This is a genomic window from Gluconobacter aidae, from assembly GCF_009547075.1.
Taxonomy (GTDB): Bacteria; Pseudomonadota; Alphaproteobacteria; order Acetobacterales; family Acetobacteraceae; genus Gluconobacter; species Gluconobacter aidae.
The window spans coordinates 55,563-71,013 of sequence record NZ_WIPH01000008.1 but is presented as its reverse complement, the minus strand read 5'-3'; the positions used below and the strand labels follow the sequence as shown (position 1 = coordinate 71,013).

Here is a 15,451-nt window from a genome sequence, read left to right as displayed (position 1 = left end):
GAACCCAGTGCCCGCAACGGCGAATCCGTTCTTTTCAGGCTTGTAAGGACTTCCTTAATATCCGTCGTGGAATCCTTGCCCGTGATGCTCGGGCATACGACCCGCAGCCTGTTCCATGTCCGGGAGTATGCCATGTCCTCGATCATCAACGCGGTCCACACCGCCGTCAGCGGCCTGAACTCGCAGGCCCACGCCTTCAGCGACCTGTCCAACAACATCGCCAACAGCCAGACCACGGGTTACAAGGCCAGCACCACCAGTTTCGAGGACTACGTCACCAACAACGAACTGGCCAATGATGGCGAATCCCTGAGCGACAGCGTCGCTGCGACCACCCAGCAGCACACCGACAACCAGGGGATGGTCACGACTTCGACCAACAGCACGGCCCTCGCCATTTCCGGCAATGGGTTCTTCAACGTCGTGCAGGCCACCGGCCAGAGCAACGACAGCACTCCCGTTCTGGGAACACAGCAGTATTACACCCGCAACGGTGACTTCTCGCAGGACAAGAACGGCTATCTGGTCAACACGTCCGGCTATTACCTTGAGGGTTACAATGTCGACGCCAGCTCAGGTACCCTGGGCACGTCTCTCGACCCCATTCAGGTTCCTTCCACCGTCGCCTTCCGGCCGACCGAGAGCACGAAGCTGACCGCGACCGGTACTCTCGACAGTAGCACGGCCAACAATACAACCCTTTCCTCGCCAATGTCGGCGACAGCCTATGACAGCACAGGCAAGAGTTCGACGGTTGATCTGACATGGACGAAAGTCAACGATACGACCTGGACCGTCAGCAACGCCAGCGATACCACCAACAGTGCGACCGTGACGTTTGATTCCACTGGCGCCGTTTCCTCCGTGACGTCCCAGAACAGCACTGGAACCAGTAGCACGTCCAGCACAAGTTTCGACTATACGGGCGCGCCGCAGGACATGACCGTGAGCCTTAGCGGCGTAACCCTGGGTTCGTCAAACAGCCTCTCCATGACATCGGACAGCGTGACCAGCGGCACGTTCTCCGGCATTTCCATGGAAACCGACGGTTCCGTCATGGCAACCTTCGACAATGGCTATTCCCAGCTTGTCGCCAAGATTCCGCTGACGACCTTCGCAGACCCGAACGGCCTGTCTGCCCAGAACGGGCAGGCCTATACCGCCACGGCGCAGTCCGGCAGCCCACAGGTCAATACCGTCAACACCAACGGTGCCGGCACCCTGACGACCGGCTCCGTCGAGGAATCCACCACAGACCTGACCGGCGATCTCAGCAAGCTGATCGTGGCGCAGCAGGCCTATGGCGCAAACACAAAAGTCGTTTCCACGGCCGATCAGCTTCTTCAGACCACTCTGGCGATGATCCAGTAAGCCGAATTGAAGGGATATCTGCCTCATGGGACTGAACAGCGCACTCTCGATTGCAACGTCCGGCCTGAACGCCGTCCAGAACGCCATGGCCGTTGCGTCCAACAACGTCTCCAATGCCGGGACAAGCGGCTATATCAAGGAAAACGCCAATGTTCAGTCCACCGTGGCTGGCAACATGGGCACCGGTGTCCGCACTGCCGCCACAACCCTGGCTACGAACGAGCAGGTCCAGAAGGCGCTCTACGCCCAGAACGCGGACGTCGCGGCCTACACGGCCACGAGCAACTCCCTGTCCAATATTACGGCTCTTCAGGGCTCCACCAGCGCCACATCCGGCAGCAGCGGAACTCTTTCTGACGAACTGGGCAATCTTCAGTCCGCCCTGACGTGCCTGACTTCCACGCCCGACAGTGCCACGGCCCAGAGCACGGTCATTTCCGCCGCCTCCACCTTCGCGCAGTCCGTCAACACCCTCGCCTCGGCCTATCAGACCCAGCGCCAGACGGCCCAGGATACTGTCGTGTCCTCGGTTTCGGACATCAACACGGATCTCACCACGATCGGTAGCCTGTCCACCAAGATCATGAATCTCAAAAGCACCGGTCAGGATACGGCCGCGCTGGAAAACCAGCGCTACACGGCCCTGTCGTCGCTTTCCTCGGAACTCTCCGTCTCTTGGTCCGAGTCCGCAAATGGCGACATGACCATCTCCACCGCAAATGGCGTGACCCTGCCGACGCGGGATACCAGCAGCACCCAGGGCGCAACCGTCTCCTCCACCTGGCCCCTCAGCACGTCATCAGCCCAGATTTCGGTCAGCTCCACCTATTCCGCCACGTCTACCGACAGCAGCATTCCTGCCATCACCCTGAACGGCCGGGATGTCACTGCGGATCTGACCGGTGGAACGCTGGGCGCGAACATCACTCTGCGCGATACAACGCTCCCCACCATGCAGGCCCAGCTGGACTCCCTGACATCAACCGTTGCCACCCGCCTGAGCGATCAGGGCATGCCCCTTTTCACATCCGGCGCGGATGGCGACGTTCCGGGCTCATCGCAGACGGACCTCACGCCGACCGGAAGCGTCGGCTTCTCGCAGGTCATGAGTGTTTCGAGCACCTATTCCAATGACCCGTCCAAACTGCTCGACAGCAGCACATCCGGAACACAGACCATCCAGAAGGTTCTGAGCTACGGCTTTGGGACCACCTCCAATTCCGCTGGAACCGCCCAGGCAGCGGCACCGAGCACAAACCTCGGAATGACCGGAACCCTGTCCACGGGCTATACGGGGAATCAGGGGATTATCTCCCTTGCGACATCCCTGACGGCAAAACAGGCGGCTACAGCCAGCGATGCAAGCAGTGGTCTCGCCCTTTCCAAGACCACACAGGCCAGTCTGACGTCCAATCTTTCCGGAACATCCACGGTCTCCGTGGACACGGAAATGGCCAATATCGTCACCCTGCAGAACGCCTATGCGGCCAATGCCAAAGTCGTATCAACCGTCCAGACAATGTTCAGCGCCCTGCTGAGCGCAATCGGAACCTGATCATGACCGGAACCATCTCCAGTTTCGGCTTCGGAGGAATCTCCAGCCAGCTTCTTTTAGGTGTCCAGAATCTTTCAGAAACCAAAGATTCACTCCAGCTCCAGACTTCGACCGGTGTCCTCTCCAGCAGTTATTCCGGCCTTGGCGCATCCCGGACACAGGCCCTCGCCCTTCAGCCGGCGATCACGCAGGTTTCCGCCTGGAAGAGCAATGTCACGAACGCCCAGAGCACCCTGACCACGACACAGACCGCCCTGTCGCAGATCTCCACCATTGCCCAGGATCTGACGAGTTCGCTGTCCACGCTCGGCAGCACGCTGACCTATTCAACCGTCACGACGGCCGCGACCGCCGCCCAGTCGGCTCTGACATCGCTCGGCAACCTGCTGAACACGAAACAGGGCGATAGCTATGTTTTCGCCGGGCAGCAGAACACGACCGCCCCCGTAAGCACCGACCTGGGCACATCGGATCTCGCCACCCAGATCGAACAGGCCGTCAGTCAGCTCGGCTCCAGCACCGCAGACGACGTGCTCGGCACGACCGAGAATCTGGCCAGCAATACCGCCGCCGGGCAGCCCTTCTCCGAAGCGGTGTCCACCTCCCCCGATCAGGCCTACCAGCAGAAAATGCAGGTCATCGTCGGTCAGTCCGAAACGGTCTCCGTGGGCATGGTCGCCACCCAGAGCGCAACCTCGACCTCCACCAGCTCGCCCATCCGCGACTTGATGCGCAACCTCATGGTGGTTGCTTCCCTCGGTTCGTCTTCCACCAGTGCAAGTGACTATTCCAGCCTGATTTCCGGGCTCCAGAGCTCCATGGAAACCGTAACGAGCGGCCTGGGAGACATGAGCGGGATTCTCGGCGTTCAGCAGAACAGCCTGACAACACAGGCCTCCATGCTGAGCCAGATGTCTTCTGCCCTGACCACCCAGCTCGGGCAGGTCAAGGATGCCGATCTGGCGCAGGTTTCCACGCAGGTGACGGACACCAACAACCAGCTTCAGGCGTCCTATTCCCTCATCGCCGACATGAAGGGCATGACCCTCGCATCTTACCTCTGATCATGGTTGAAAATCCGTTTGTGACACCGCATATCGAAGTCACTTTCCTGTATGGAGACTGATGAGATGAGTGAAACGAACACCCAGAAGGCAGCCGAAAAGCACGAGTTCAGTGCCGAAGTCGGACGTCTCCTGGACCTGGTGGTCCATGCCCTTTACTCGGATCGTGAGATCTTTCTGCGTGAGCTCGTCGCCAACGCGGCCGATGCCACGGACAAGCGCCGTTTCGAGGCCCTGACGGACAGCGCGCTGGCTCTCCCGGAAAATGCGTCCATCCGCATCAATCCGGACAAGAGCCAGAAAGAGCTGACCATTTCCGATGACGGTGTGGGCATGACCCATGACGAACTGGCCCAGAACCTCGGCACGATTGCCCGTTCTGGCACACGCGCCTTCGGTGAGAAGCTGAATGCCGCAAAACCGGAAGACCGTCCGAGCCTGATCGGCCAGTTCGGGGTGGGTTTCTACGCGGCTTTCATGGTGGCGGACCGTGTGGACGTTACGTCCCGCAAGGCCGGTTCCGACGAAGCCTGGACCTGGTCGTCTGACGGCAAGGGCGCCTTCACGCTCACCCCTGCCTCCCGCTCCACACCGGGCACCGACATCGTCCTGCACATGAAGGACGATGCCGACGAGTTTCTCGACAGCTGGCGTTTGCGCTCGATCATCCGCAAATGGGCAGACCACATTTCCTGGCCCATCACCCTGCGTGAAACCAAGGAAGACGGCACCACCGAAGATCAGGCCGCCAACGAAGGCACGGCCCTGTGGAGCAAGCCGAAATCCGAGATCACGCCGGAACAGTATGCCGAGTTCTACCGGCACGTTTCCCACGCTTTTGACGAACCCTATGCGACGCTGCACTGGCGCGCGGAAGGTGTGACCGAGTTCACGGCCCTGCTGTTCCTGCCCAGTGCCCGTCCGTTCGATTTCATGGAGCAGTCCCGCGAAAGCCGGATTCATCTCCATGTCCGTCGGATGTTCATTACCGACGAAGCCGAACTGGTTCCGAACTGGATGCGCTTCGTGCAGGGCGTGGTCGACACCGAAGATCTGCCGCTCAACGTCTCGCGTGAAATGCTCCAGGCCACCCCGGTTCTGGCCCGCATCCGCAAGGCCGTGACCAAACGTGTCCTGAGCGAGATCAGCAAGCGCGCGAAGGAAGCGGATAGCGGTTTCAACACGTTCTGGGAAAACTTCGGCGCCGTCATCAAGGAAGGCCTGTGGGAAGACGCCGAACACCGGACGGAAATCGCCGGTTTTGCCCGCTTCCACTCAACCTACAGTGACGACCTGATCACGCTGGACGATTACATCTCCCGCATGAAGGATGGTCAGGACGCCATCTATTACCTGACCGGCGACAGTCTCGACGCGCTCAAGTCCTCGGCCCAGCTTGAAGGCTTCCGCGCCCGCGGCCTCGAAGTCCTGCTGCTCTCCGATCCGGTGGACGGCTTCTGGCCGGAGCGTCTGTCTTCCTATCAGGAGAAGCCCCTCCGCTCCGTCACCCACTCTCATGGTGATCTGGAGAAGTTCGAGTCTGTGGAAGCAGACACGACCGAAGCCGCGGATGTCGAAAAGCTGGTCCCGGCTCTCAAGGACGCGCTCGGCGATCAGGTCAAGGACGTCCGCAGCACCGTGCGCCTGACGGGGAGTGCCGTCGTCATCACGTCCGATGGTGGCCCGGATCTGACGATGCAGCGTCTGATGCGCCGTTCAGGTCAGGCCATGCCCGCCATGCCACCGATCCTCGAGATCAACCCGAAGCATCCGCTCATCAAGGCCCTGGCCGAGCGCGTCGCAAAGGGCGAGAGCGTCAAGGACTATGCGACCGTTCTGCTGGATCTGGCCCGCGTGCAGGAAGGCGAGCCCCTTCCCGATCCGACCGGTTTCGGTCGTTCGCTTGCAACGCTGCTGGCCGGTCCTGCCGCAGAGTAAGCAAAGACCCGGAGCAATCCATGTCTCCGGTCCGGTTCGCAAAAGGCGAGGGTGTCATCCCTCGCCTTTTCTTTTTGCGCGTCCCGGTGAAATATGAACTGTCGTGCATGACGGTCTGCGCTGTGTGCCGGGCGGTGCGGCCAATGTGGCGCTCAGCGCCGCTACCCTGAGGGCGCGGGTCCATCTCGTCGGTTTCATGGGCAAGGATGATGCAGCCGCGCGGCTGAAAGAAACCCTGAAACTCTGGCCCACTATCGTGACGCAGCAGGCCAGCGGATTTCCGGCGCGTACGGATGGCGAGGTCCTGAAAATCCCGGAAATCCTGTCCGCTCAATTCGGCGGCAATGTTTTCGTCACACGATCGAAAGACGGCGTGACGCCAGATCGCTCCATGTTGCCACCCGCTTCCTCCGCGGCATGCAGTTAGCGTCGACCAAAGGATCCTGTCTGTTCCAGCCGCCCCTGCCGCAAGGCGGAGCGCTGCCGGATTTCCCGCGGGGACGCCCCGAATTTCTGTCGGAAACGCCGGGAGAAATGTGCGGCATTGCGGAAACCATGGTTCAGCGCGATCCGCGCGATCGGCAGCGCATCATGGGTCGGGTTCGTCAGATCCGCATGGATCCGCTCAAGCCGCCGGTTGAGGATCCACCCCGCGACCGCCCCGTCCTCGCCATCGAAAAGCTGATAGAGCGCGCGGGTCGAGATCCCTGATGCTTCCGCAATGCTCTGCGGTGTCAGATCATGCTCGTGCAGGCGCGTCTCAATGTAGTGGCGGATATGCTTCTGCCGATGCCGGCGCCGTCCCGCGACACTGACTTCCAACTCCAGACAATCCAGGATCGTCGTGATCAGCAGATCCGTGACATGCTGCATGAGGCGCTGGCGTGTCTGCGGAATCGTGCCTTCCAGCACACCGGCTTCAAGCATGGACCCCGCGGAAAGCAGGAACGCCCCTGGCCCCTTCTCCATATTGAAAGACAGGGGCGGCAGCCCCGCGAGCATCGGAAGATAGCGCAGCAGTGCGTTGCGGGTGACGCTCAGAAGAAAGACATCCGCCGTAGGCTCGACACGCGGTGGCGCGGCCAGCGTCGAGAACTGGTGTCGATCCAGATAAAGCCTGCCCGTGGACCGCCGTGACAGCACCAGAACTGCTCGTTCCTGCTCCAGGATCTCCGCGATACCTGCTGACAGGGCCGTGTTGAGACGAACGACGATCGGGTCCATTCCACGAGGCGGTGTCGCAAGAGTCGCGAGCGGGATAATCCGCTGCGCATTCAGGCTACCGCGGGGGCTTTCAGTCACGACGGTACTCCGTGAAGGAAAGTGGGAATGCCGTTAAACACCATTTTTAATAGTAAACCAGTCAAAATGCCCATATCAGGATGGCTATATGGAAAATCACATCAAAGGAAAATAGCCAGACGGTATTTCATACTATTTCGTCACCCGGTGTCATTTATAAAACCTGGGAACATCGGAATGTTATAAAGTAAATATTTTTTTATAAACGGAATTATAGTTTCGTCAGGAAACCAATTTCTTTAGATTGATTTAATATATGCCCATGATGGGTAAAAAACAGAACCTGCGTCTTCTCCGAAACCTCCGCCAGAATCTTCAGACCCGCTTCCGTGCGCTCTTCATCAAACGTCACGAACAGATCGTCCGAAAGGAAAGGCAGACGGATTCCACGCTCCAGCGCCTGCTCGACCGAGGCCAGGCGCAACGCCAGATAAAGCTGGTCGCGCGTGCCCTCGCTCATGGTATGAACCGGAACAAGCGCCGTATTCCCGGGCCGGCATCCCGCTAGAACCAGACCGTCCGACCCGTCCTCTTCTGTCGCAAGCCCCACATAACGCCCAAGCGTGAGCCGCGAAAACAGCGCTCCGGCGCGGGACAGCAACGGCCCATGAGCCTGCTGCCGCCCCTGCTCCACCAGCCGAGACAGCATCAGTTGCTGAAGCCTGAGTGAGACATAGCGGCTGGCCCGCTCGGCAATATCCGCTTCCGTCTCCTGGATTTCCTCGGCCGTCTCATGAACGCCCCGGGCATTTTCCAGATCATCCAGAACCTTGCGCGCGGTAAACAGACGCTCGTCCACCTCCGACCTACGGGCGTTCAGTGCCATTATTTCCGCCTCGATGGCCTCGAACTCCTCTTCAAGCTGCGCCGGAGCCGTCTCGCGAGCCTCTTCCAGAAGAACATCGATCGGCCGGCCATTTCCGGCCTGAAGGATCTGATCGCGCAACTCGTCACGCCTGTCGCACAATGCAGCCCGCTCGCACGCCCGAGACAGTGCATGACGCAGATCATCGTCCGGCCCCAGAGCCAGCGTTGAGCGCACAGGCGTCAGTTCCGCCACCAGCGCCGCAATCTTCAGATTCTTCTGCGCAATCTCGGCCTCAAGCGCCGCATGAGCCTGAACCACATTCTGCCGTTTCTGCTCGCGGGTCAGCGCCTGCGCCAGGAACGCCTCCAGTTCGGCCGCCGACCCCTGCCCGTGGCGCTGAAGGAAAGTCCCCAGTTCCGTGCGGAACGCCGCAATATCGCGCGTTTCGGCGGCCTGTTCCTTCTGCTCGCTTTCCATCCGCGTCTGGATCACCCGCGCATCATGCACATCCCGCAGATCCGCCCGGTCCGGCCGCCCCGGATAACGACAGGCCTGACAGGCCAACGCCCAGTCTTCGTCCCACTGTGCAAGTTTGCGTTCCAGTCCGGCCAGCGCCGCCCTGTCTTTCGCCACGGCCTCCTGCAACCGGCGCTGATCCGCATTCCGGGCCTCATTCTGCCTTGCCAGGGCCTCGTCGCGTTCCAGAACCGATGCGGCCTGCCGGATCTGAACCGCCAGCCGTTCGGACGGACATGCCGTCACGAAAGCCTGCAATCGCCGGCTCATATCCGCCCGGGTCTGCATGGCGGCCTGCAACTGCGCCCGCGCGCCCTGCAAATGCTCCTCGGCCGCAAGTGCCGCCTGACGGCGCGTAATCCAGACCTGAAGCGGAGCAGGAGGCAGGACCGGCGCGCCCAACGTCCCCAGCAGAGCCGCCCATGCCGCATCACGCCGATCCAGTTCCGCTTCCGCATGCGCTGCCCTGCGCCCGGCATCTGCCGCCTTCAGCGCCAGATCCTCAACCTGACGCGACAGCGCCGCAAGCTGCGCCGACTGCTCGGCATGGTCATGACGCCGATCCGCCAGACCATCCGCGTTCTGGACCAGAACGCCAAATGCCTCCCGCATCGCCGGAGGCGGACACGCCCCCGACTGGAAATGACGCTCCATTTCCTGCCACAGCAGGTCACGTTCCTGCCGTGCCGCGGAAAGCTGCTCCCGTGAAACGGCCTGTCCGCCTTCCTCAAGCCGCCGACGCTGCTGTTCCAGATGCGCGCGTTCCGTCTCCGCCGCCTGCTCGTCCTCGCGCGCCATCCGGCGCTGCTCTTCCAGCCCCGCCCGGAGCCGCGCTTCCTCTTCGAGTGCCGCCATGTCCGGCAATGCAAGCGTCGTCAGTTCGGCCTTCCGGTCCGCGCCTGTCGTACGCCAGGGCAACAGCGCCCCATAAGCAGAAGCCGTGACGTCTTCCTGCCGCGCAATCGCCTCCGAAAGACTGTCGATCCGCTCATCCAGCGGACCAAGGCTCCGCGCCTCATCCAGTTCCAGCCGGAACAGACGCAGACGCTCCCCATCCACATTTTCATCCGTTTCCGAAACGGACTTCGGATGAAGCGCATTCAGCGCCTGCTCCGTCTCCCGAAGCCTGTCCCGCAGATCCTGCTCCTGCGTGTGCAGCAGCGCGCGCTCCTGAAGCCGCCGGTCCAGATCATCCAGCTCCGACAGGTCTGGCAACATACCCGGCTCATAGTCATGTCGCGCCCAGAACTGCTCAAGCCAGATTCCGTCCCGCGTCAGCCGCGCCTGACGATCTCCCGCCGCCGTCTCAAGACGCTCAACCAGAACACCCCGACCCAGAAGTGAGCGGATGGCATGCTGCTCCGCCAGAACGGGATGTGGTTCGCCACAGTCCCGGACCTGCCCGGACACCGCCGCAAGTTTCTGGCGCGCGGCCGAAAGCGCTTCCTCTTCCCGGTGCAGATTTTCCAGGATTTTTTCAATCCGCGCGCAGTCCTGAACCGTCAGATCCCAGTGCGGAAATGTGGCGATCTCCGCTTCCGTTTCCATAAGTTTCTGAACCGGAACGGATGTCATTCTCAGGCGCGAGTTGGTTCTGCGACGCACCCCAAGAGCCTGCGCTTCCTGCTCACAAGAAAACCGTTCCGATTCAGAAATTGAAAGCGCCCGGTTCGCAGTGGAAAGCTGCCGCGCCGTCGTCGTGTCCTGACGCAGCGTCTGCTGCAACTCCTTCAGCTTCAGTTTCGCCTGCTGCAACGCCGAGCGCGCGCGTCCGGATTTCCATTCCGAATTGACATCGTCCTGAAGCGTCGCAGCCAGCTTCCCGACACCCTCAAGACCCAGACCAGCCGCCAGGATCTGAAGCCCCGCATCGTCCTTCAGCCGACGCATTTCCTCGCCGCCGTCCCGCAACCGCGCATGATCCAGCGCCCAGGCCGCCTCGAACCCCTTTGCATCCAGTCCGCCCAGCCAGGTCCGCAGCGGCAGATCATCCAGAGGCGTTTTGTCATCGGCGGCAAAAAGCGTCTGGTTCCGCCCCCGACGTCGCACACCTTCAAAAACCGTCCCGTTCTGCTCCAGACACGCCCCGACCCGCAGCAGCGGCGCCGCCGTCATCCAGTCCCCGGCAATATGATGCGGAAACCCGAACAGGAAATCCCGGATCGCACAGAGCGTCGTCGATTTCCCAGCCTCGTTCGGCCCGTAAATGACATGCAGGTCCTGCTTCCCTTTCGGAAAGCTCAGCGTGACATCCTGAAACCCGCCATAGCGCAGAAGATCGAGACGTTCGAAACGCATTATTCCGTCTCCCCCACCAGTCTCGCCCGCAACGCCGCCCGCGCCTCTTCAAGCGGAAACTGTCCGTCCGGCATCAGACTGTCCCGCTCGACACAGGAGGGCAGGGCGGAGAAAAATCCTTCAAACGCCTCGGGCAGGGACGCCAGAAAATCCTCGTCCTGCATGAGCCCCTCAAGTGCCAGATCCAGCTCTCGCGTCTCCGCCACTCCGGCACGATGCACCGGCGCGGACGTTTCGTTGCGGATTTTCTCCAGACCGATCTGTGTTCCTCCCGGTGTCATCGACGCCGCAATGACACGCAGATCCTCTTTCCACGCCTGCGACGCGCACAGCCGGTCATGCAGGACGCTCCGCCCCGTCAGCACGATCCGCGCAATGACCGTCCGGCCGCCTGCATCGGAAAGCGCGTTTTCCATCGCCTGACGCGCCGTGCCCAGAACCGAATCCATGGTCTGCATCCCGCTGATATCCAGCTCCAGCCGGGCCCAGCGCACGACGTCACATTCCACGAATTCAACGGACCGGACGATCCCGTCCTCAACCGTGACCAGCTCACAGCCACACGCCCCGGTCTCCCGCGCATGACGTCCCTGAAGCACGCCCGGAAATACGATCCACGGATGCTCGCAGACGATTTCGCGCGCATGGACATGGCCCAGCGCCCAGTAATCATACCCCTTGGCCGAGAGCGTCTCGACGGAGCAGGGGGCATAGGTTTCATGTTCTCCATATCCCGAGAGCGACGTATGCAGCACCCCGATATTGAAACACCCCGCCATCGGCGCGGGATAGGATCGCGTCATGTCCTGCGTGACATGCCGGTCCCGGAAACTCTGCCCATGCAGCGCCACGCCCAGTTCGGGCCAGTGCAGCGTCTGCGGCGCATCATAGGAGAAATGGTCGATCCCTTCCGGCAGCGGCAGTTCGCGCGCAATGACCGACTGGGCATCATGATTGCCCGAAAGCGTCACGACCCGGATGCCCGCCTGAACCAGCCGGCTCAGCGCCCGGACCATGTAAAGCCCGGTCCCCACATCCTGCCAGGTCCCGTCATACAGATCGCCAGCCAGAACGACGAAATCAACCTTCTCCGTCAGCGCCGTCTCGACCAGCCGGTCCAGAGCACGTCGTGTGGAGCCCCGGATTTCCGCTTCCGGAAGACCATCGTATCGGCTCAGCCCCCGTAAGGGACTGTCGAGATGAATGTCAGCAGCATGCAGGAAGCGGAATGAAGACATACGGGAAGTTTACGCCGTCACGGATGTCTTGCAAGCCGGTTCGCCGATCCCGGCCGGTCACTCTCGAAAGACCGGATCCCAGGGCAGTTTCAGGATGCCGTCTTCTGGCTCGCAGACAGATATTGCGACACGATCTCCGGCATCAGGCCCGCAAGAGCATCAGAAGAAGCCGTTTCCTCATCCTTCAGGCAGTCCAGAACGGCCGCGTCCTGCGTAAAGCCAAGCTGGCGTGCCATGACGATCAGAGATCGCAGGGAAGCGATCTGATGCGCGCGATACCCGCTCGCCGCCAGAACGTTTTTCAGGACGTCATGATCTTCGCCGCCATGCAACAGGCCCGAGACCGTGCTGAGAATGGACGAGACCGTTTCATGAGGAACCGGGGCAGGGTGGCCGTGTCGGGACAAAAGCGTCGTGATTTCCCGAGCATGGTTCCGGCTCATGGCCAGATCCTCTTCCATGCGGTGGCACAGTCCCGGATACTGCTCGCAGACAAACAGCTCCGACAGCGTCGTCTCGATCGCCTTGGACTCAATGGACAGGTGATTCCGAAGGGCGCCCAGATAGATATCCGGACCTGATCTGACCGTCGTTCTCGTTCTGCCCACCGTTGATCCTTTTCATCTTTGGTGCAGTGTAAATGGCCATATCGGCAGGGGGAGTGCAAGAGGGCTATCAGCGCTCCAGACGTGCCTTTTGGACATGAAAAACCCCATGCCGAAGACCGGCATGGGGCATTCAGGTTCAGCAGGATCTGAAGAGATCAGAAACCGGCGCTGATGGTTCCCGTGACGGCAAACGGCGCAGCGATCATGTAGGTCGGAGCCGTTCCTTTGACCGTATTTCCGAAAATGCCGCGCTGTGTCTGCGCGTTGGTCTGAACGCCGGTTGGGAAACCGAGATAGTGCTTGTTTGTAATGTTGGTCAGGTTGAACTTGATGTTTGGCGACTGAAGGAAGCCAAGATTGTGGAAGCGGTAGCCGACCGCGATATTCATTTTCACATAACCGGGGATGTGCTGGTCATCCATGAAAGTCGAATACTGTTTGGCAACGTATTTCAGGCTATAGGTGCCGAAGATATTGCCATCATCGTAGTCGAGGTTGAAGCCGACCTGATATTTGGGTGTTTCAGGAGCAAACTTGCCCTTGGTGTGCAGATAATCGCTCGATGATCCGCTGCCGGCGCGCAGGTTGCTGGTTGTGCGGGCGTCGACATACTCGAATGAGGCATAAGGACGGATATGATAGAAGATCGGACGCGTTCCGATTTCTGCATCCACACCGTTTGTGCTCTGGCCACCCGCGTTGATGTTTGTGGTTGCGTAGTTGCTGCACGATGCGTTCAGACACTCCGTCTGGGAAAAGAGACGGTTCGTGAAGTTGTAGTGGAAGTAAGTCACCGACGCCATGACCGTGGGGCCCGTGTATCGCCAGCCGGCTTCTTCCGAGATGGAGATTTCAGGTTTCTGGTTGGCATTGGCCTGCGTGCTGTAGCCACCGTTTTTGTAGTAGGTGCCGGCGTCATAGAGAGAGTAGTTCGTCGGCATGCGGAAGTTCGTCGCACCCGAGACAAAGACCTGCATTTCAGGGTTGATCTGATAGCGGATCGATGCGGTCGGCAGAGGTTCGTAATAGGTTTTGTCGATGTAAGGACCTGTTGACGTGTCAGGCAGCATGTTGTGACCGTCACGGGTGACGATCGCATATTTCAGACCGGCATCGATGGTGAGTTTGTTGTTCAGCAGGGAGAGGCTGTCACCGATGAACATGACATGTGTGCGTGTCTGGGTCAGACTGGCCCGATATTGATAGGTCGTACCGTCGTTAAAGACATAGTTCGGACCGCTGCCCCAGATGTTCCATGGTGTTCCGTTCGAGGCAATGCCAGTTGCCGGAGCTGTCTGGAGCTGCTTGGCGTATTCGAACCAGTAACCAACCATCAGACGGTTGACGCCGGTGGTCAGCGTCAACTTCGTGACCGCACCGGGGCGATAGGTTGTCGTGAGAGACGGTTCGTAAAGCAGGGTGCTTTTGGACGTCGCCTTGCCATTGAGGGTGCCGCTCATGCTTGTGGCGCCCCAGCTTGTCGGTGTGGTGTAGGCACCACCACCGCTACCATCACCATACCAGAAATACGGCGTTTCTGTCAGAACAAGATGGTCTGTAAGTTTGAAAGTGGATGGCGCACTGGCATAGATATTGGTAAAAGGATTTTGGTGAAGTTTATAGTAGTTACTATTTCCTTCTTTGTAAACGCCATTATAAACGGTATTATTTATTGTGGCATTGCTTGTGTTCTTGAATGTTGTGCCATTCGCGCCGGTACAGGTGGCTCCAGAATAACACGGAGCGATATACTGATCCTTGACACCGAAACCATAGGCATTCCAGGAAGCCAGGTTCACGCTCGGCGACAGGTAATTGTAAAGACGGTTTCCGACGATGGCGAGCGAAATACGGTTTCCATCACCCCAGTCATTCACGAATTTCGCTTCGGCGTGCAGTTTGCGGTTCGTGGCCTCGGAATGGATGGCGTCTTCCGTGGCATAGGAGCCGGAGAAGTAGGCACGCAGATTGGTGTTGCCAATCTTGCCGGTATCGAGGCGCATGAAGCCGCGTGTATAGGCGTACGACCCGTAGGACACGTCGAACGCGCCGCCCTTCTTCATCTTCGGGTCGATCATATACATATCGACCACGCCACCAGTGGCGCTCAGATGTGGGCTGTCGAGATCGGCGGAACCCTGTGCGAGGCTGACTTTGCGCAGGTTCTCGGAGTCTGCGATTTCCTGGGAATAGACCGCGAAATTGCCGATGTCGTTGATCGGGAAGCCTTCAAGCGTGAAGCCCATCTGCGACTGATCGAGGCCACGAGTGCTCATGTGGCTTCCCGTCAGGCCGGCCGGGTCGGAAGACGTAACGTTTGCACCTGGGAGAAGGGCGATCAACTGCATCGGGTCCTGGCCCGGAGCCTGTTTTTCGATGTAATCGCGGGAGATGGCCGAAACGGACTTTGCCGCGTCCTGCTTCTGCATCAGTCCGCCGCCGACATCGCGACGTGTTACGCCATCGAAATAGGAGCGGCGACCGCTGACGGAGATATGTTCTTCGTGTTCGTCTGTTGGAGCCGTGTTGCCCATCATGGACGGGGCGGCGGCGGCGACTTTCGTAGGGCTCTTCTTGGACGAAGGAGCCGTGCTGTTCGCGGGTGCGGCAAAAGCCGACACCGTGCCAAATGCAAACAGCGCCGAAGTCGAAAGCAGGCGAGCAAGGCGCATCGTATTTTCGGTCTTTCTCGGTCAGGGGAACTTTCAACCGAGAAAAAGCATGAGTGACGGCCCGATTTCAATCAGATGTAG

The 15,451-nt window shown here is 60.0% G+C and carries 10 protein-coding genes; 5 read left to right on the top strand and 5 right to left on the bottom strand.

Annotated elements, in window-relative coordinates:
* Positions 1-84 precede the first annotated feature (84 nt).
* The 5 genes from flgE to GFJ39_RS05580 all read left to right on the top strand — a co-directional run bounded on the left by flgE (position 85) and on the right by GFJ39_RS05580 (position 6,355).
* Positions 85-1,371, top strand: a complete 1,287-nt coding sequence (flgE, locus tag GFJ39_RS05600) for a flagellar hook protein FlgE (protein ID WP_228391818.1) — start codon at positions 85-87, stop codon at positions 1,369-1,371.
* A 25-nt stretch (positions 1,372-1,396) separates the two neighbouring features.
* Entirely contained in the window at positions 1,397-2,926 is a 1,530-nt protein-coding gene (gene flgK, locus GFJ39_RS05595; RefSeq protein ID WP_153430412.1) for a flagellar hook-associated protein FlgK, read from the top strand.
* 2 nt (positions 2,927-2,928) lie between these two features.
* Positions 2,929-3,990 (top strand): flagellin, encoded by a 1,062-nt coding sequence (locus tag GFJ39_RS05590; protein WP_153430411.1) that lies wholly within the window; start codon positions 2,929-2,931, stop codon positions 3,988-3,990.
* A gap of 66 nt (positions 3,991-4,056) precedes the next feature.
* On the top strand, positions 4,057-5,928 hold the full coding sequence (gene htpG, locus GFJ39_RS05585; RefSeq protein WP_153430410.1) for a molecular chaperone HtpG: 1,872 nt from the start codon (positions 4,057-4,059) through the stop codon (positions 5,926-5,928).
* 103 nt (positions 5,929-6,031) lie between these two features.
* Complete coding sequence (locus GFJ39_RS05580) at positions 6,032-6,355, top strand: PfkB family carbohydrate kinase (protein WP_325062843.1); 324 nt, start codon at positions 6,032-6,034, stop codon at positions 6,353-6,355.
* On the opposite strand, the gene GFJ39_RS05575 is transcribed toward GFJ39_RS05580, so the two are convergent.
* The 5 genes from GFJ39_RS05575 to GFJ39_RS05555 form a co-directional block, all read right to left on the bottom strand.
* Positions 6,352-7,230: a helix-turn-helix domain-containing protein gene (locus GFJ39_RS05575; protein WP_325062842.1), complete on the bottom strand. Its 879-nt coding sequence runs from the start codon at positions 7,228-7,230 to the stop codon at positions 6,352-6,354. The genes GFJ39_RS05580 and GFJ39_RS05575 overlap by 4 nt on opposite strands.
* A gap of 211 nt (positions 7,231-7,441) precedes the next feature.
* Positions 7,442-10,852, bottom strand: coding sequence for an ATP-binding protein (locus GFJ39_RS05570; RefSeq protein ID WP_153430409.1), 3,411 nt, complete (start codon positions 10,850-10,852; stop codon positions 7,442-7,444).
* Positions 10,852-12,090: a metallophosphoesterase family protein gene (locus tag GFJ39_RS05565; protein WP_153430408.1), complete on the bottom strand. Its 1,239-nt coding sequence runs from the start codon at positions 12,088-12,090 to the stop codon at positions 10,852-10,854. Before GFJ39_RS05565 ends, GFJ39_RS05570 begins: the two co-directional genes overlap by 1 nt.
* Positions 12,091-12,179: 89 nt before the next feature.
* The gene (locus GFJ39_RS05560) at positions 12,180-12,698 is read right to left on the bottom strand and encodes a DUF892 family protein (RefSeq protein WP_325062841.1); all 519 of its coding nucleotides are present in this window, start codon (positions 12,696-12,698) and stop codon (positions 12,180-12,182) included.
* A 155-nt stretch (positions 12,699-12,853) separates the two neighbouring features.
* Positions 12,854-15,370, bottom strand: coding sequence for a TonB-dependent receptor (locus tag GFJ39_RS05555; protein ID WP_153430407.1), 2,517 nt, complete (start codon positions 15,368-15,370; stop codon positions 12,854-12,856).
* Positions 15,371-15,451 lie beyond the last annotated feature (81 nt).